The 18,258-nt window shown below is 71.8% G+C and carries 14 protein-coding genes; 2 read left to right on the top strand and 12 right to left on the bottom strand.

The window, feature by feature from the left end; translation table 11 throughout:
* Positions 1 to 107 precede the first annotated feature (107 nt).
* From IG02_RS0119930 to IG02_RS0119915, 4 genes are all read right to left on the bottom strand, one after another.
* A complete protein-coding gene (locus tag IG02_RS0119930; protein WP_030749649.1) occupies positions 108 to 1,601 on the bottom strand; it encodes a hypothetical protein in 1,494 nt (497 codons plus the stop codon).
* A gap of 144 nt (positions 1,602 to 1,745) precedes the next feature.
* Entirely contained in the window at positions 1,746 to 3,380 is a 1,635-nt protein-coding gene (gene cimA, locus IG02_RS0119925) for a citramalate synthase (protein ID WP_030749646.1), read from the bottom strand.
* 513 nt (positions 3,381 to 3,893) lie between these two features.
* Positions 3,894 to 5,057, bottom strand: a complete 1,164-nt coding sequence (locus IG02_RS0119920) for a branched-chain amino acid aminotransferase (RefSeq protein ID WP_078854624.1) — start codon at positions 5,055 to 5,057, stop codon at positions 3,894 to 3,896.
* A 244-nt stretch (positions 5,058 to 5,301) separates the two neighbouring features.
* Positions 5,302 to 6,342, bottom strand: coding sequence for a 3-isopropylmalate dehydrogenase (locus IG02_RS0119915; protein ID WP_030749640.1), 1,041 nt, complete (start codon positions 6,340 to 6,342; stop codon positions 5,302 to 5,304).
* Between the two features lie 128 nt (positions 6,343 to 6,470).
* Between IG02_RS0119915 and IG02_RS0119910 the strand changes: the two genes are divergently transcribed.
* Positions 6,471 to 8,066 (top strand): purple acid phosphatase family protein, encoded by a 1,596-nt coding sequence (locus IG02_RS0119910; protein ID WP_030749637.1) that lies wholly within the window; start codon positions 6,471 to 6,473, stop codon positions 8,064 to 8,066.
* 110 nt (positions 8,067 to 8,176) lie between these two features.
* Here IG02_RS0119910 and IG02_RS42190 read toward each other — a convergent pair whose 3' ends face one another.
* From IG02_RS42190 to IG02_RS0119885, 5 genes are all read right to left on the bottom strand, one after another.
* Positions 8,177 to 8,320: a hypothetical protein gene (locus IG02_RS42190; RefSeq protein ID WP_199814048.1), complete on the bottom strand. Its 144-nt coding sequence runs from the start codon at positions 8,318 to 8,320 to the stop codon at positions 8,177 to 8,179.
* A gap of 319 nt (positions 8,321 to 8,639) precedes the next feature.
* Complete coding sequence (locus IG02_RS0119900; RefSeq protein ID WP_030749633.1) at positions 8,640 to 9,188, bottom strand: GNAT family N-acetyltransferase; 549 nt, start codon at positions 9,186 to 9,188, stop codon at positions 8,640 to 8,642.
* Positions 9,189 to 9,298: 110 nt separating this feature from the next.
* Positions 9,299 to 9,703, bottom strand: coding sequence for a hypothetical protein (locus IG02_RS0119895; protein ID WP_030749630.1), 405 nt, complete (start codon positions 9,701 to 9,703; stop codon positions 9,299 to 9,301).
* Between the two features lie 342 nt (positions 9,704 to 10,045).
* Entirely contained in the window at positions 10,046 to 11,677 is a 1,632-nt protein-coding gene (gene pruA / locus IG02_RS0119890; RefSeq protein ID WP_030749627.1) for an L-glutamate gamma-semialdehyde dehydrogenase, read from the bottom strand.
* Between the two features lie 180 nt (positions 11,678 to 11,857).
* Positions 11,858 to 12,784, bottom strand: coding sequence for a proline dehydrogenase family protein (locus IG02_RS0119885; RefSeq protein WP_030749624.1), 927 nt, complete (start codon positions 12,782 to 12,784; stop codon positions 11,858 to 11,860).
* A 186-nt stretch (positions 12,785 to 12,970) separates the two neighbouring features.
* Here IG02_RS0119885 and IG02_RS0119880 point away from each other — a divergent pair, with 186 nt between their 5' ends.
* Positions 12,971 to 14,365, top strand: coding sequence for a PucR family transcriptional regulator (locus IG02_RS0119880; RefSeq protein ID WP_030749621.1), 1,395 nt, complete (start codon positions 12,971 to 12,973; stop codon positions 14,363 to 14,365).
* A 129-nt stretch (positions 14,366 to 14,494) separates the two neighbouring features.
* Here IG02_RS0119880 and serA read toward each other — a convergent pair whose 3' ends face one another.
* From serA to ilvN, 3 genes are all read right to left on the bottom strand, one after another.
* Positions 14,495 to 16,087 (bottom strand): phosphoglycerate dehydrogenase, encoded by a 1,593-nt coding sequence (serA, locus tag IG02_RS0119875; protein WP_030749618.1) that lies wholly within the window; start codon positions 16,085 to 16,087, stop codon positions 14,495 to 14,497.
* A gap of 353 nt (positions 16,088 to 16,440) precedes the next feature.
* Positions 16,441 to 17,442, bottom strand: a complete 1,002-nt coding sequence (ilvC, locus tag IG02_RS0119870; RefSeq protein WP_030749615.1) for a ketol-acid reductoisomerase — start codon at positions 17,440 to 17,442, stop codon at positions 16,441 to 16,443.
* Positions 17,443 to 17,680: 238 nt separating this feature from the next.
* Positions 17,681 to 18,205 (bottom strand): acetolactate synthase small subunit, encoded by a 525-nt coding sequence (ilvN, locus tag IG02_RS0119865; RefSeq protein WP_030749612.1) that lies wholly within the window; start codon positions 18,203 to 18,205, stop codon positions 17,681 to 17,683.
* Between the last annotated feature and the right edge of the window lie 53 nt (positions 18,206 to 18,258).

The following is an 18,258-nucleotide window of genomic DNA, read 5'->3' as shown; positions in this document are numbered from 1 at the left end:
GATCGTGCCCGACGTCTACGCGCGTCCGCCAGGGCCCCTCGAACTCAATCGGATGACGTTGTTGAGCATTGAATTACCTGCCCGGTGCCGGAACGCCCCGCCGGCCGTCAGAAGCCGCCCCCGCCGTCGAACCCTCCGCCGCCTCCGAAGTCCCCTCCCCCGCCGAAGCCCCCGCCCCCGAAGTCGCCCGGGTCGAAGTCGGACCCCGAGTAGTCGCCCCCGCCGAGGCCCCCGTCCAGGCCGCCGCCCCCGTCGCCGTACCCGAAGCCGTCCCCGTAGCCGAAGCCCGCGCCGTACGCCGGTGAGGACAGCATCGAGCCGAGCACCGTGCCCACCAGCAGGCCCGGCAGCAACCCGCCGCCGAAGTAGCCGCCCGCCCAGGGCCCGTACGCCGGTCCCGCCTCCCAGTACGGACGCGGGCCCTGCTCCGTCCGGACCGTGCGCACCATCGGGTCGTCGCCGTCCGCCAGCCGGGCGGCGTCGGCGGCGCAGACCGGAACGGTGCGCGGGGCACCGGCCGGCGGGGCCCATTCCGCGTCCGCCACCGACGGGCCGTGGCGCGGGTCGAAGAAGCACGGCGCGCGCCGCTCCGGCAGCGGGGCGCCCCGGCGGCGCGCGTCGAGCACGGCCAGCGAGAACCGGCCGTCCTGGAGCGTCTGTGTCACCGGCCGCACGTCGGCGGGCCGTTCGGCCGCCGCCATCAGGGACTTCGCCCGTTCGTACGCGTCCAGCGCGTGCTCGTAGTCCTGGCGCATCGCGGCGTCGGCCCCGGCCTCGGCGGGGTGGAAGTCCAGCCGGTCCAGTTCCTCGCCGAAGGCGGTGATGTCCTCGTCCACGACGACCCGCAGCTTGCCGAGGGCCTCGCGCTCGCGCCGCGCCTGGACGCGACGGCCGCGGTGGATCGCCGCGTAGGCGCCCGCGCCGCCCAGCACGACCACCGAGCCGAGCACGATCAGGCCGGTCGAGGAGCTGCCCACGCCGCCCGTGCCACCCGTGCCGCCCGTGTCCCCCGAGTTGGAGCCCCGCCCGTCGCCCCAGGAGGCCGGAGCATGGCCGCGCACCTGCGGGAGGGCCTGGTCGACGAAGTTGTTCAGCTCGGTCGAGGCGTCGACGGGACCGCCGGCCTTGACCGCGTCGACCAGGTTGCGGACGGCCTGGCGCGACATCGCCGCGGAGTCGGCCCCGGCGTTGAACCCGTCGCCGAGGCGTATCGCGTACAGCCCGGTCACGCCGGTGTCGGCCCGTACCGTGCGCAGCACACTGGACGCGGGGAAGTCCGCCGAGTTCGGCAGCACCGCCACGAACAGCGGCTTGTCGGCGTCCTTGATCTTCTTCGCCAGCGCCCGCGCGTCGGACGACGACAACTGGTCCGAGGCCCGCGGATCCACGTAGACGGGACTCTTCTTCAGCGCCTCGCCGACGGCCGCGGGGCCGGTGGCGGGGCCGCTCGCCGCGTGAGCGTCCGGCGCCGCGAACCCGGTGACCGAGAAGGCCGCGGCGACGACGAACAGCAGCGCGGCCAGGAGGGAGGAAAGCCCCGGCCACCCCGACCGCCCTGACCGGAGCGATCGCGCCGTCAGCTTCGAACGCCTCGTTCTCATACCTCTTGACGCTACCCGAACGGGGGCAATCCCGTGCGAACGGGAGTGCGGTACTCGATCTTGACGCCGATACGGGTCGGCCCCGGGCCGGCCGCCGCGGGGAGCGGGGCCGTCCGGGGCCGGTGCGCGCGGATGCGCGGGGAGCTACTCGGCCGGTTCCACGCCGGCCCTCAGCAGGCCGTAGGTGTACGCGTCCTGAAGCGCCTGCCAGGACGCCGCGATGACGTTGTCCGCCACCCCCACCGTGGCCCAGTCGCCCGCCCCGTCCGCCGTGGTGATCAGCACCCGGGTGGTGGATCCGGTGCCGTGCCGGCCCTCCAGGATGCGGACCTTGTAGTCGACCAGCTCCAGCTTGGCCAGCTGCGGGTAGATCCGCTCCAGTCCGGACCGCATGGCCCGGTCCAGCGCGTTGACCGGGCCGTTGCCCTCGGCCGTGGCGACGATGCGCTCGCCCTTGGCCCACAGCTTCACGGTCGCCTCGTTGGCGTGCGAGCCGTCCGGACGGTCCTCGACGATCGCGCGCCAGGACTCCGTACGGAAGTAGCCGCGCGGCCGGCCCTCCACCTCCTCGCGCAGCATCAGCTCGAAGGACGCGTCGGCGGCCTCGTACGAGTAGCCCTCGAGCTCGCGCTCCTTGACCCGGCTGACGACCCGGCCGACCAGGTCGCGGTCGCCGCCCAGGTCGATGCCCAGCTCCTTGCCCTTGAGCTCGACGGAGGCGCGGCCCGCCATGTCGGAGACGAGCATCCGCATGCTGTTGCCGACCAGCTCGGGCTCGATGTGCTGGTACAGGTCCGGGTCGACCTTGATCGCGGAGGCGTGCAGGCCGCCCTTGTGGGCGAAGGCGGAAACTCCCACGTACGGCTGATGCGTGGAGGGCGCCAGATTGACGATCTCGGCGATCGCGTGCGAGATCCGGGTCATCTCGGCGAGCGCGCCGGGCGGCAGGACCCGCTTGCCGTACTTCAGCTCCAGCGCGGCGACGACCGGGAAGAGGTTGGCGTTGCCGACGCGCTCGCCGTAGCCGTTGGCGGTGCACTGGACATGGGTGGCGCCCGCGTCCACGGCGGCGAGGGTGTTGGCGACGGCGCAGCCGGTGTCGTCCTGGGCGTGGACACCGAGCCGGGCGCCGGTGTCGGCGAGCACGGTGGAGACGACGGCCTGGATCTGCGCCGGCAGCATGCCGCCGTTGGTGTCACAGAGGACCACCACATCGGCGCCGGCCTCGGTGGCGGCCCGTACGACGGACTTGGCGTACTCCGGATTGGCTCGGTAGCCGTCGAAGAAGTGCTCGCAGTCGACGAAGACGCGTCTGCCCTGCTCGCGGAGGTAGGAGACGGTGTCGCGGACCATCGCCACGTTCTCGTCGAGGGTGGTGCGCAGCGCCAGCTCGACATGGCGGTCATGGGACTTGGCGACCAGCGTCACCACCGGCGCGCCGGACTCGACCAGCGCCTTGACCTGCGGGTCCTCCGAGGCCTTGGCGCCGGGGCGACGGGTGGAGCCGAAGGCGACGAGCTGGGCGTGCCGGAAGTCGATCTCCTGCTGGGCGCGGGCGAAGAACTCGGTGTCCCGCGGATTGGCACCCGGCCAGCCGCCCTCGATGAAGCCCACGCCGAAGCCGTCCAGGTGCCGCGCGATGGCCAGCTTGTCGGCGACCGTCAGGTTGATGCCCTCGCGCTGCGCGCCGTCGCGCAGGGTCGTGTCGAAGACGTGGAAGCTGTCGTCGACACGGAACCGGTCGTCGGTTCCCGTGGACTCGGGGGACTCAGTGGTCATGGTGTCCGTCCTGCTCCTGTCGAGTGGAATGTCTGGCTCCACTTGCCCCCATCATCGCGCGCCGCCGCGTTCCGCCCGGGATGGGGGCCGGAAAACGAAAAAACCCCTCGCGGGTGCGAGAGGTCTGCGCGCGGGTCTGGGGCACGGTGGCCACGCCGTACGGGTGGTACGGGGCGGTCACTGCGGACCGGCGCGCTTGCTGCCGATAATCATGGCGAGCGAGAGCACGGGCCGATTTTCGCATGCCCGGCGCGAGGAGGAAGAGGCGTCTCACGATACGAGCGGAACTGGTCCCTCCGGGTGAGGTGCCGCAGGGGGCCCCTGGGGCCGGGGCGCTACGAGACCCGCGGGGAGCGCTCGATCGCCCGGGCCCCGCACCGGGCGTCCCGGCCCGGGGCCCGGGACCCGCGCCCCGGCGGGTCGCGGGCCCGGTGGCCCCCACCGGGCCCAGTCGCCCCATCGAGCCCGGTGGGACCGGCCCGGAAACCAGGACGCCCCGCGAGGCCCCGCGCCTCAGCCCAGTTCGTGCATCCAGCCGTGCTCGTCCGCCACCGCGCCCGTCTGGATGTCCAGCAGGGCCTTGCGCAGCTTCATCGTGACCTCGCCCGGCCGCCCGCCCGACTGGGTCCACTCGCCGTTCGCCGTCTTGACCAGCCCGACCGGGGTGATCACCGCCGCCGTGCCACAGGCGAAGACCTCGGTGAGCGTGCCGTTCTCCGTGTCGCGGCGCCACTGTTCGGTGGAGACGCGGCCCTCCTCCGAGGTGTAGCCCAGGTCGCCCGCCAGCTTCAGCAGGGAGTCACGCGTGACCCCCGCCAGCAGGGAGCCGGTCAGCTCGGGGGTGACGATGCGGTCCCCGTACACGAAGTACAGATTCATCCCGCCCATCTCCTCGACCCAGCGGTGCTCCAGCGCGTCCAGCCAGACCACCTGGTCGCAGCCCTTCTCCGCCGCCTCGGCCTGGGCGAGCAGGGACGCCGCGTAGTTGCCGCCGGTCTTGGCGAAGCCCATGCCGCCGGGAACGGCGCGGACGTAGTTCTCCGAGAGCCAGACCGAGACCGGCTTGACCCCGCCGGGGAAGTACGCCCCGGCGGGCGAGGCGATGACCATGAACAGGTATGCGTTCGCCGGGCGGACCCCTAGGCCGACCTCGGTCGCGAACATGAACGGGCGCAGGTAGAGCGACTCCTCGCCACCGTGCGGCGGCACCCAGTCCTTGTCCTGCTGGACCAGCGCGTCACAGGCCGCGATGAACAGTTCCTCGGGCAGCTCCGGCATGGCGAGCCGACGGGCCGAGCTCCGGAACCGGCGCGCGTTCGCGTCCGGGCGGAAGGTGGCGACCGAGCCGTCGGGGCGGCGGTACGCCTTGAGGCCCTCGAAGATCTCCTGCGCGTAGTGCAGGGTCATGTTGGCCGGGTCGATCGACAGCGGACCGTAGGGGACGAGTTCGGCGTCGTGCCAGCCGCGCCCCTCCGTCCACCGGATGGTCACCATGTGGTCGGTGAAGTGCCGGCCGAAGCCCGGATCGGCCAGGATCGCCTCCCGCTCCGCGGCGGACAGCGGGTGCGCGGAGGGCTTCAGCTCGATCGCGGGGGCCGCCGCGGGCGTGGTCGCCGCGGGCGAGCCGGGCGAGGCGGCCGCCGTGGCGGGCGTGGCCGTGGGCGTCGTCGTGGTCATGAATACTCGTCCTTCACGTCTGGAGTGTGACGGACCGCGTTCACGTCATTACTAGGACGTCCGAGCATTCCCGCATGGCGCGGCCCACGCCGATTATCGCCCGGCGGGGACGGCAGGAGGAAGCGGGGTGAACGGGATGAACGCGGTCAGGGGCTGTCGGTACGGGGGGTGAGGCGCCCGGTGGCCGCGCACAGCGCAGCCGCCGGGCTCCAGACCCGGCGGCTGCTCACAGGAGTCCGACGGGTCAGCCCGCTACTCGTACGGCGAGCGCGTCGCCGATCTCGTCGGTCGTACGCGTCGTGGTGCTCCGCCCGGCGAGGTCGGCCGCGACGGCCTCCTCGACACGGCCGGCCTCGGCGTCGAAGCCGAGGTGCCGCAGCAGCAGGGCGACGGAGAGGATGGTGGCCGTGGGGTCGGCCTTCCCCTGGCCCGCGATGTCCGGCGCGGACCCGTGGACCGGCTCGAACATGGACGGGAAGGTGCGGTCCGGGTTGATGTTCGCGGACGCGGCGAGGCCGATGCCGCCGGTCACGGCAGCGGCCAGGTCGGTGAGGATGTCACCGAAGAGGTTGTCGGTGACGATCACGTCGAAGCGCTCGGGCTGGGTGACGAAGAAGATCGTCGCGGCGTCGACGTGCAGGTAGTCGGTGGTGACCTCGGGGTACTCCCGGCCGACGCGGTCGAAGATGTTCTTCCACATGTGACCGGCGTAGACCAGGACGTTGTTCTTGTGGACCAGCGTCAGCTTCTTGCGCGGGCGGGAGTCGGCCCGCTCGTACGCGTCACGCACGACACGCTCCACGCCGTACGCCGTGTTGAGGCTGACCTCCGTGGCCACCTCGGCGGGCGTGCCGGTGCGCAGCGAACCGCCGTTGCCCGTGTACGGACCCTCGGTGCCCTCGCGCACGACGACGAAGTCGATGTCGGGGCGGCCGGCCAGCGGGGTGTCCGTGTTCGGGAAGAGCTTCGACGGACGCAGGTTCACGTAGTGGTCGAAGGCGAACCGCAGCTTCAGCAGGAGCCCGCGCTCCAGCACCCCGGAGGGCACGCTCGGGTCTCCGATGGCGCCCAGCAGGATCGCGTCGTGCCCCTTGAGCGCCTCCAGCTCCGCGTCCGGGAGGGTCTCTCCGGTACGGTGCCAACGGGCGGCGCCGAGGTCGTAGTTCTTCGTCTCCAGCTTCACATCCTGCGGCAGGACCGCGCTCAGGACCTTCAGGCCCTGCGCCACGACTTCCTTGCCGATGCCGTCACCGGGGATCACTGCGAGATTGATGCTGCGAGACATGCCGGTACCCTACTCCTCGTCCCATTGCCTGACATGGCGCGTCCATCCTGTGGACACATTGCCATTCGGTCGTCCGTTGTACGCCCTGCCTCCACGCCCGCGCCACCCGGCGGTGCGACCGTCGGGCCATGGATACTCCGCGCGTCGGAATCCCCGACCACCTCGCCTCCCGCATGACCATGGCGGAGCAGCACGAGTACCTGCGTGACCGGATCGGCCGGCGGCGGCTGCTGCGGGTGGGGGCGCTCGCCGCCGGCACCGTGGCGGGCGCCGGACTGCTCAGCTCCGGGGGCGCCACCGCGGACACCACGACGAGCCCCGCCGGGACGGGCGGCGCCGCACCCGGATTCCTGCCGTCCCCCTCCGCCACCCGGGTGAACGGATCGCTGGTGGCGCCCTTCGGCCGCCATCTGGCGTTCGGCTCGGACCCCAGGACACGGATGACGGTCTCCTGGCAGGTGCCGCTGCCGGTGCGGAACCCGTACCTGCGGGTGGGTCTGAAGCCGTGGGACCTCGGCCGGAAGGTGGGGGCGGAGGTACGGCCCCTGCACACGCCGTCGCTGACCGCGAAGCTGCCCGCCGTCGACCAGTACTACCTGCACGCCTCGCTGGAGCGGCTGCGCCCGGGGACGACGTACTACTACGGCGTCGGGCACGACGGCTTCGACCCGGCGGACGCCCGCAACCTGGGCACGGTCGGCACCTTCCGTACGGCACCGGCGGGCGCCGAGCGGTTCGTCTTCACCGCCTTCGGCGACCAGGGCGTCTCGTACGACGCGCTCGCCAACGACCAGCTGATCCTCGGCCAGAACCCGGCGTTCCACCTGCACGCGGGCGACATCTGCTACGCGGACAGCAGCGGTCACGGGTCGCCCTCGGACACCTACGACGCGCGGGTGTGGGACCAGTTCCTGGCCCAGACCGAGACGGTGGCCTCGCGGGTGCCGTGGATGGTGACCACCGGCAACCACGACATGGAGGCGTGGTACTCGCCGCACGGCTACGGCGGGCAGAGCGCGCGCTGGACCCTGCCGGACAACGGGATCGACCCGGAGAAGTCGCCCGGGGTGTACTCCTTCCGGTACGGCAACGTCGGCGTGGTGGCTCTGGACGCCAACGACGTCTCCTACGAGATCCGCGCCAACACCGGCTACACCGGCGGCGCCCAGACCCGCTGGCTGGACCGGCGGCTGGGCGCACTGCGGGCGGAGAAGGACATCGACTTCGTCGTGGTCTTCTTCCACCACTGCGCCTTCTCGACGACGAAGGCGCACGCGTCGGACGGCGGGGTGCGGGACGCGTGGGTGCCGCTCTTCGACAAGCACCGGGTCGATCTGGTGGTGAACGGCCACAACCACGTCTACGAGCGCACGGACGCGCTGCGCGCCGGCGCGGTGCGACGGCGGGTACCGGCCGGCGAGTCGGTCAGCTCCACGCATGACGGCATCGTCTACGTCACGGCGGGCGGCGCCGGCAAGGCGCTGTACGACTTCCCCGTGCCGGACAGTCACGAGGGGCATGTCGCGGACCTGGAGAGCGTGTCGTCGTACCACTGGGAGAAGGGCGGCGCGAAGGCCGCGGAGGAGGTGGAGTGGTCGCGGGTGCGCTACACCGGCTTCTCGTTCCTGGCCGTCGAGGTGACGACGGGGAACCGCCCGGAGCTGCGGGTCACCGCGCTCGCCGAGACGGGCGAGCGGGTGGACCACTTCACGGTGACCCGCTGACGGCGGCGGGCGCCCGGCCGCGGCCCCGCCCATCCGGCCCGGCGGATCCGGGCCGACGGCTCCGGACCGGCGCGACCGGGCCAGTGGGCTCCGGCTCAGTGACCGGTGGCTCAGTGGCCGGTGGCGCCGCCGTTGTCCCTGCGGTCGAGCGCGCGCTGGAGCGCCGCGGCGGCGTTCTTGCGCTCGGACTCGCCCGTGGACTCGTTCGTACGTGCGGTGGTGTGACGGACGCGGCGGATGGTCGTCTCGGCCATGGGTGATCGACTCCTTGGGATCGTGAGCCCGGCGGCGGAACCGCGGAACACGTGCACGAGGCGCCGGAAAGGGGCGGGGGGCGTGCGCGGCAGGGATCGCCTGCGTGGGGGCGCGGGCCCACGTCCGCCGTTCGCTCGATGGAGCGATACGTTCGGCGATTTCCACGCTAAGCGAGTGGCGGCTTCCTGTCCTCCATTTACTCGGACTTCCTACTATCTGAGACGACGATCACTGCGGCCTGCGCCGACACGCCCGCACGAGCGAGCAGGGCACGCGGGGCGCGGAGGACACATGGGCGTGCCCCGAGCGCGCCCGGGCTCACACCACGTCGCCGTCCCGCCAGTCGAAGACCAGCGGTCCCGCCTCGGGCCCGGGCAGGGCGTGGCCGGCCGCCGGGCGCAGATACGTGTTCCCCTCCTCGTCCGGCAGCCGCCGCACCCCGCCGGGGGCCAGCACCTCGATCCGGCCCGGCCAGGGCCGCCAGCCGCGCGCCCGGTACAGCGACTCGCCCTCGTCGGAGGCGGACAGGGCGCCGGCCGTGTACGCCCCGTCGATCACCGCCTCCAGCGCCGCCATCACCTGCCCGCCGAGCCCCTGCCGCCTGCGGTCCGGCCGTACGGCGACGGCCTCGACGTATCCGACGCGGTAGGACCGGCCCCCGAGCAGGACGCGCCGCTGCGCCACACTGCCGTGCGCCACGATCGCGCCCGCCTCGTCCCGTACGAGCGCGTGCACCCCGCCGAGGCTGTGGTCCCAGTCGTCGTCCGAGAAGTCCCCCTCGAAGACCTCGTCCAGGAAGGCACGGATCTCCGCGAGGGCGGCCGGGCCGAGTTCGCATGTGTGCGCGGTGTGCGGACGTTCCGTCATGGGACCACTGTGTCACCCGGGTCCGACACGTACGGCGATGCCGGCCGGCCGTCCCGCACAGGCGGGAGGACCGGCCGGCCCACCGGGTCCGGGCGGGACCCGGACGCGCCTCAGACGAGCTTGAGCAGCACCTTCACGTCGTGGCCCTTGTGCCAGCCGGTGTTCACCTTCGGGCTGTGCTTGCTCTCGTCGCTCCAGTAGTAGTACTTCTCCCAGCTCTGCTTCCAGCTGCCGTTCACGTTCGACCCGGTCGCCGTGTACACCTGCGCGGCCTTGCCGTCGTGCTTGTTGTCCCAAATGTAGAATTCGGCCCGGGTCTGTGTGTTGGAGCCGCTGTACCGGTCGCACTCGCGGTACTTGACCGCGCCCGCGTTGTTGTTGACCTGGATGGTCCGCCACGCGGTGCAGGCTTCCGCGGCGCCGCTGGGTGCGGCGGAGGCCATCGGGGCCGCCGCGGCCACGGTCGTCAGGGCGAGCGCCGAGGTGAGCAGGGCGCAACGCTTGCGTACGTTCATGGGATCCCCCTGTGTTCTGTTTGTCGGTCGATGTCGGTCCGGCCGGGGTCCGGCCGGTTCGTCACCGACTCTGCCGGTCCGTGCGCCGTCCGGGCCACGGCTCGGCGGAGAAGGGGACCGTACGGGACGGGCACCGCGCCGACCTGCGGGGACGCGGGCGCGGCTGAGCACCTGGTGGGACGCGGGACGGGGGCGGGCCCGTTGTCCGGCCGGTGTCCGGGCCCCGGACATGGAGCCGCCCCCGGGCCGGTCGGGGGAACCGGTCCGGGGGCGGGGGCGGGGGTGGCCCGGCAGCACCTCATCGGGTCGGGGCTCCGGGGCCGGGCGCCCGGCGCCCAGGCGTCAGCCCATGTGCGGGTAGCGGTAGTCGGTCGGCGGCACCAGCGCCTCCTTGATCGCGCGGGTCAGCGTCCAGCGCATCAGGTTCTGCGGCGCGCCCGCCTTGTCGTTCGTGCCGGACGCGCGGCCGCCGCCGAAGGGCTGCTGGCCGACGACCGCGCCGGTCGACTTGTCGTTGATGTAGAAGTTGCCGGACGCGTAGCGCAGCCTCTCCATCGTCCGGGCCACGGCCGCGCGGTCGCGCGCGATGACGGAGCCGGTCAGGGCGTACGGCGCGACGGACTCCATCTGGGTCAGCACCGCCTCGTAGTCCGCGTCGTCGTACACGTGGACCGCCAGGATCGGGCCGAAGTACTCGGTCGTGAAGACCTCGTTCGAGGGGTCCGTGCAGACGATGACGGTCGGCCGGACGAAGTAGCCGACGGAGTCGTCGTACGTACCGCCCGCGATGATCCGGCAGGCCGGGTCGGCGGCGGCGCGGTCGATCGCGGCCTTGTTCTTGGCGAAGGCGCGCTCGTCGATGACGGCGCCGATGAAGTTCGACAGGTCGGTGACGTCGCCCATGGCGATCCCGTCGACCTCGGCGGCGAACTCCGCCTCGAAGCCGTCGTTCCAGATGGAGGCGGGAACGTACGCGCGCGAGGACGCCGAACACTTCTGGCCCTGGTACTCGAATGAGCCGCGGGTCAGCGCCGTCTTGAGGACCGCGCGGTCGGCGCTCGGGTGGGCGACGACGAAGTCCTTGCCGCCGGTCTCGCCGACGATGCGCGGGTAGGAGCGGTACTTCTCGATGTTGTTGCCGACCGTCTTCCACAGGTGCTGGAAGGTCCTGGTCGAGCCGGTGAAGTGGATGCCGGCCAGCTCGGGGTGGTTCAGCGCCACCTCGGAGACCGCGATGCCGTCGCCCGTCACCAGGTTGATGACACCCTTGGGCAGTCCTGCCTCCTCCAGCAGCTCCATCAGCAGCACGGCGGCGAGGGTCTGCGTCGGCGACGGCTTCCACACCACGACATTGCCCATGAGCGCGGGCGCGGTCGGCAGGTTGCCCGCGATGGCCGTGAAGTTGAACGGCGTGATCGCGTAGACGAAACCTTCCAGCGGGCGGTGGTCGAGGCGGTTCCAGACGCCGGGCGAGTTGGCCGGCGGCTGCTCGGCCAGCAGGTCACGGGCGTACTTGACGTTGAAGCGCCAGAAGTCGACCAGCTCGCAGGGCGTGTCGATCTCGGCCTGCTGGGCGGTCTTGGACTGGCCGAGCATGGTGGCGGCGGCCAGCGTCTCGCGCCAGGGCCCCGCCAGCAGTTCGGCGGCGCGCAGCAGGATCGCGGCGCGGTCGTCGAAGGACGTCGCGCGCCAGCCGGGGGCCGCCGCCAGGGCGGCGTCGACGGCGTCGCGCGCGTCCTGCTCGGTGGCGCCGGCGAACGTACCGAGCACGGCCTTGTGGTTGTGCGGCTGGACGACGTCGACGCGCTCGCCGCCCCCCATGCGCTTCTCGCCGCCGATGGTCATGGGCAGGTCGGTCGGGTTCCCGGCGAGCTCCTTGAGCTTGGCCTCGAGCCGGGCGCGCTCGGGGGAACCGGGGGCGTAGCCGTGTACCGGCTCGTTGACCGGCGCGGGGACCTGGGTCACGGCGTCCATGGTGGCGAATCTCCTTGATCTGCTTGATCTGCTTGATCTGGGTCGATCTGCTTGATCTGCTCGGTCCGCTCGACCTGAGCGACGTTTCACTCCGCGATCGGGCTCGGTGCTCCGTGCGGTCTGCCGGGGCGGTCGGTCGGCGCCGCCCACCGGGCGGGCCGACGGCGGGGGCGGGGCGGTTCAGCCACGGGTGACCAGCGAACGCAGGAAGAACGCCAGGTTGGCGGGGCGCTCGGCGAGCCGCCGCATGAAGTATCCGTACCAGTCGGTTCCGTAGGCGATGTAGACGCGCATCCGGTGGCCTTCCGCCGCCAGCCGGTCCTGCTCGGCCGCCCGGATGCCGTACAGCATCTGGAACTCGTATGCGTCGATTTTACGTCCGGCACGGCTTGCGAGGTCCTGGGCGATCGCGATAATCCGCGGATCGTGCGTTCCGACCATCGGATAACCCGTTCCCGCCATGAGAATCTTCAGACAGCGGATGTACGCCCTGTCGACCTCGCCCTTGTCCTGGTACGCGACGGAGGCGGGCTCCTTGTACGCGCCCTTGACCAGGCGCACGCGCGATCCGGCGGCGGCGAGGGCCCGGCAGTCCTCCTCCGTACGGAAGAGGTACGACTGGACGACGGCGCCCGTCCCGGGGAAACGTTCCCGCAGCTCCCCGTGGATGGCGAGGGTCGAGTCGAGGGTGGTGTGGTCCTCGGCGTCGAGCGTGACGGTGGTGCCGATGGCGGCGGCCGCCTCGACGACGGCGGTGGCGTTCTTCAGCGCGAGGTCGTGCCCGCCGGGGAGGGCCTGCCCGAACGAGGAGAGCTTCACGGACATCTCGGCGCGCGGCCCGAGTCCCAGCGGCGCGAGGGCGTCGACCAGTCGCAGGTACGCGTCGCGGGCGAGCAGCGCCTCGGCCGGGTCGGTGACGTCCTCGCCGAGGACGTCGAGCGTCACCTCCAGGCCGCGGTCGGCCGCGGCCCGTACGACGGGCGTCGTCTCCGTGATCGACTCACCCGCGATGAAACGGTCCACGACGGGCTTGGTGACGGGGGCCGCCGAAACGGTCCGGCGCAGGGCGTCGCTGCGGGACGCGGCAAGGATCACGGGACCCAGCACGGGGTACCTCCATCGTCTGTTTCGTGCGACGAGCGGGGCCGGCCGACGGCGCGGGCGGACCACGGGTCGTGGCGGCGGTTCACTGAGAAATCTATGGACGGCCGCGCGGGGGTGCCATCGACAGCTGTCACGCATCCGTGGCCCAGATCTCAGACATATGTCTGAAGGGGGTGGGAGAATGTCCGAGTGAAGGGCGAATACGGCGATTACCAGGACCTGGTGGACGAGATCTCGGCGCTGCTCGGCGTGCCCGCGACGCTGGAGAACCGGGACTTCGGTCTGATCGCCTTCGGCGCGCACGACAGCGAGGACGCCTCGGCGACGGACCCGGTCAGGACGCGCACGATCCTGACACGGAGGTCCACGCCGTCCGTGCGCGCGTGGTTCGAGGCGTTCGGCATCACGCGCGCCACGGGACCGGTCAGGATCCCGGCGGCCCCGGAGGCGGGGGTCCACCGGGCGCGGATCTGTCTGCCGGTACGGCACCGGGGCATGGTGCTCGGATACGTCTGGCTGCTGGACGACACGGAGGGGGGCGGCGGCACGGAGCGGGGCGGCATGCCGGAGGTCGCCGCGCCGGGCGAGGGAACGGCGGAACCCGGGTTCGAGCCGGGGACCCCGTTCGCCGGACCGAGCGGGGCGCGCCTCGCGGCCGCCATGGAGGTGACGTCCCGGATCGGCGATCTGCTCGCCGAGGACGTGAAGGCGGGCGCGGACCTCTCCCGCGAACTGCGCGCCGTCCTGACGGCGGAACCGGGCTGGCGGCGGGACATGGCGGTGGCCACGCTCCGTACGGCCCTGGGGCCGGGCGCGGACGGACCGCACATGGTGGTGTGCGTGTCGCCGTGGACCGACGAGGAACCGGGCCTGCGGGCGGTACCGGGAACGGCGGCGCTGTGCACCGTCCCGTACGGGTCCCTCCCGGACGGGTCCGAGCCGTACCGGGCCGGACCGCGGGAGTCCTGGCCGTACGGTCCCGGGCCGGAGCCCCGGTACCCGCCCCCTACGGACCCCGGGCGCCCGGGGTCCACCGACGGCGCCGGCGCCGGTCGCCCGGGCCGCGCGGAGGCGTCGGGCGGCGCCCGGGCCCTGGCCCTGCTCGTCCGGCTCCGCTCGGCGGACGCGCCGGAGCCGGTGCTCGCCTCGGTGACCCGGCTGCGGGAGCACGCGGGGCCCGCGGCGGCGGCCGGTGCGGGTGCCCCGCGCCGCGGCCTGGCCGAGCTGCCCGCCGCCTGGCGGGAGGCGGTCGCGGCGGCCCGGGCGTCCGTGGCCCAGCCCCGCCTCGGACCGGTCGCGCGCTGGTCGGGGATCGGCCCGTACCGCCTGCTGACGGCCCTGCCGCCCGGACCGGACCCCGCGGTACGCCCGCTGCTCACCCCGGCCCACGCGGAACTGGCGCACACCGCCGAGGTGTTCCTCGACCGCGCGGGCCAGGCGGGGCGTACGGCGTCGGCGCTGGGGATCCACCGCCAGACGCTCTACTACCGCCTCTCCCGGATCGAACAGCTCACGGGCCTGGACCTGGACGAGGGCGAGGACCGGCTGCTGCTCCACATGGCGCTGAAGGCCGCCAGGCTCTGACCGGCCCCGGGCCGACTACGGTGCGTTGACCACAGGGCTGATCCGGCCCCGATGCGTGCCGTATATGCGTGAAGGGCCCGGTATGTCCACCGGGCCCTTCTTCCGCGCTCGCGGCCGAATATGGCCGAATCAGTCGGTCAGGTTCACCGAGCGTGCCGACGCCGCGCCGATCTCCGCCGAGATCTCGGCGAGCACCGGCGTCGGGACCGTGTCATCGACGGTGAGCACGACCAGCGCCTCGCCGCCCTCCTCCGCGCGGGAGACCTGCATGCCCGCGATGTTCAGCCCGGCCTCGCCGAGGATCCGGCCGACCGTGCCGACCACGCCGGGGCGGTCCTCGTAGCGCAGCACGATCATGTGGTCGGCCAGCGCCAGGTCGGTGTCGTAGTCGCCGATCGCGACGATCTTCTGGAGGTGCTTGGGGCCCGCCAGCGTGCCGGAGACCGAGACCTCCTCGCCGTCGGCGAGCGTGCCGCGCACCGTGACCACGTTCCGGTGGTTCGGGGACTCGCTCGACGTGGTCAGGCGGACCTCGACACCGCGCTCCTGCGCGAACAGCGGCGCGTTGACATAGCTGACGGTCTCGGCGACGACATCCTCGAACACGCCCTTGAGCGCGGACAGTTCGAGCACCTTCACGTCGTGGCGGGTGATCTCGCCGTACACCTCGACGTCCAGCCGGACCGCGACCTCGCCCGCGAGCGCGGTGAAGATCCGGCCGAGCTTCTCGGCGAGCGGCAGGCCGGGGCGGACCTCCTCGGCGATGACCCCGCCCTGGACGTTGACCGCGTCCGGGACCAGCTCACCGGCGAGCGCGAGGCGGACGGACCGGGCGACCGCGATGCCCGCCTTCTCCTGCGCCTCGTCGGTGGACGCGCCGAGGTGCGGGGTGCAGACGACCTGGTCGAACTCGAACAGCGGGGAGTCCGTGCAGGGCTCCTTCGCGTACACGTCCAGGCCCGCGCCGGCGACCCGGCCCTCCTTGAGGGCGGCGGCCAGCGCCTCCTCGTCCACGATCCCGCCGCGCGCGGCGTTGACGATCCGTACCGACGGCTTGACCTTGTGCAGGGCCTCGTCGCCGATCAGGCCGATCGTCTCGGGGGTCTTGGGCAGGTGCACGGTGATGAAGTCCGACACCTCCAGCAGCTCGTCCAGCGTCAGCAGCTTGACGCCCATCTGGGCGGCGCGGGCCGGCTGCACGTACGGGTCGTACGCGACGACCTTCATCCCGAAGGCGGACATGCGCTGGGCGACCAGGACGCCGATACGGCCGAGGCCGACGACGCCGAGGGTCTTCTCGCTCAGCTCGACACCCGTGTACTTCGAGCGCTTCCACTCGCCGTTCTTCAGCGCCGCGTTCGCCTGCGGAATGTTGCGCGCGGTGGCCACCAGCAGGCCGCACGCCAGCTCGGCGGCGGTGACGATGTTGGAGGTCGGCGCGTTCACGACCATCACACCGGCCTTGGTGGCGGCGGAGACGTCGACGTTGTCGAGACCGACGCCCGCCCGGGCGACGACCTTCAGCCTGGACGCGGCCGCGACGGCCTCGGCGTCGACCTTGGTCGCGGAGCGAATCAGGATCGCGTCCACGTCGGCGATGGCCGGCAGCAGCTCACCGCGGTCGGCTCCGTTGCAGTGCCGGATCTCGAAGTCCGGACCGAGCGCGTCGACGGTGGCGGGGGAAAGCTCTTCAGCGATCAGTACGACAGGTTTCGAGCTCACGTGGGTCCTCACTAATCCCATTGCGGACGGCCGTCCCGACGGCCGCATGCGGTGGAGGGTTCTGGCCGCGTGGAAGACGCACGACACTGTGGGCCTGACGCGTATGTGCTGTGCAGTGTAGTGCTGTCATCGCGCTTCGATACGCCCAACAGCGGGATCACTCTTCCGTGCGGTCCATCTGGCGTTCACGTTTCCGTATCCGCCGCGCCCGCGTCGCCCGTACGTGCGCGTACCCGCATGTGGAGAGGCGCTCACGCGTCGTCGTGCGGTCGGGTGCGGGCGCGCCGCGCGGCCGGTCCCGGCCCGGGCCTCCCGGGGTACGGGGGCGGGGCGGGACCGGCCGCGCACGGGCGTTACGCGTCCTCGTTGTCGACCCAGCTCATGAGCTTGCGCAGCTCACGGCCCGTGGTCTCCAGCAGGTGCTCGCTGTCGGCCTTCTTGTACTCGTTGTACTTCTTCAGACCGCCGTGGTACTCGTCCATCCAGTTCTTGGCGAACGTACCGTCCTGGATCTCGGCCAGGATCTTCTTCATCTCGACCTTGGTCTGGTCGGTGATCACCCGCGGGCCGCTGACGTAGTCGCCCCACTCGGCGGTCTCGGAGATCGACCAGCGCATCTTCTCCAGGCCGCCCTCGTACATGAGGTCCACGATCAGCTTCAGCTCGTGCAGGCACTCGAAGTAGGCGATCTCCGGCTGGTAGCCAGCCTCGGTCAGGGTCTCGAAGCCCGCCTTGACCAGCGCGGCGGTACCGCCGCAGAGCACGGCCTGCTCACCGAACAGGTCGGTCTCGGTCTCCTCGGTGAAGGTCGTCTTGATGACGCCGGCGCGGGTGCCGCCGATGCCCTTCGCGTAGGACAGGGCCAGCTCGAACGCCTTGCCCGAGGGGTTCTGCTCGACGGCCGCGATGCACGGCACGCCGCGGCCCTCCTCGTACTGGCGGCGGACCAGGTGGCCCGGGCCCTTGGGGGCGACCATCGCGACGTCGACATTGGCCGGCGGCTTGATGAAGCCGTAACGGATGTTGAGGCCGTGCCCGAAGAACAGCGCGTCGCCGTCCTTGAGGTTGTCCTTGACGGACTCCTCGTAGACCTTGGCCTGGATCGGGTCCGGCACCAGGATCATGATGACGTCGGCCTCGGCGGCGGCCTCCGCCGGCGTCACCACGCGCAGGCCCTGCTCCTCGGCCTTGGCCTTGGACTTCGAGCCCTCGTGCAGACCGACCCGGACGTCGACACCCGAGTCACGCAGCGACAGCGCGTGGGCGTGGCCCTGGCTGCCGTAGCCGAGGACCGCGACCTTGCGGTTCTGGATGATGGACAGGTCGGCGTCGGCGTCGTAGAACAGCTCGGCCACTGGATTTTTCTCCTTGATGTGCTTCGAAGGTGCGCTTCGAAATGTCGCAGCTCGCGTCCCACCGTACGGCGGGGCGGGCGAAGGTGGTGTGCCGGTCTCGGTATCCGAGCCGGACGGTTGTCACATTCGATTCAGCCGATGAGCTCGCTCGAGTCGGGCGGGCGTGCCCGTGGTCACGGGGCCGTGGGGAGGGCCACGGGGCCACGGGACGGCCCGGGGGCCGTGCGGACCGCTTCGCTCACGCGCTGCGGTCGAGCGCCCGCAGGCTGCGGTCCGTGATGGACCGCGCGCCGCGCCCTATGGCGATCGTCCCGGACTGGACGAGCTCCTTGATGCCGAACGGCTCCAGCATCCGGAGCATCGCCTCGAGCTTGTCGCTCGAACCGGTGGCCTCGATCGTGACCGCCTCGGGCGAGACGTCCACGGTCTTGGCGCGGAACAGCTGGACGATCTCGACGATCTGGGAGCGGGTCTCGTTGTCGGCCCGGACCTTCACCAGGACGAGCTCGCGCTGGATCGCAGCGCCGGGCTCGAGTTCGACGATCTTCAGGACGTTCACCAGCTTGTTGAGCTGCTTCGTCACCTGCTCCAGAGGCAGTTCCTCGACATTGACCACAATGGTGATGCGGGAGATGTCGGGGTGTTCGGTGACACCGACGGCGAGTGAGTCGATGTTGAAGCCGCGCCGGGAGAACAGCGCGGCGATCCTGGCGAGGATGCCGGGCGTGTTCTCCACCAGGACGGAGAGCGTGTGCTTGGACATGGGTCGGGTGCCTCGGTCTCTTCTCTCTGTGCTTCCTGGGTCCTTCGTCGGCC

Source organism: Streptomyces sp. NRRL F-5135, from assembly GCF_000719775.1.
GTDB lineage: Bacteria > Actinomycetota > Actinomycetes > Streptomycetales > Streptomycetaceae > Streptomyces > Streptomyces hebeiensis.
Note: the sequence above shows the minus strand (reverse complement) of the source record. Positions and strands in the feature narration are given on the sequence as shown.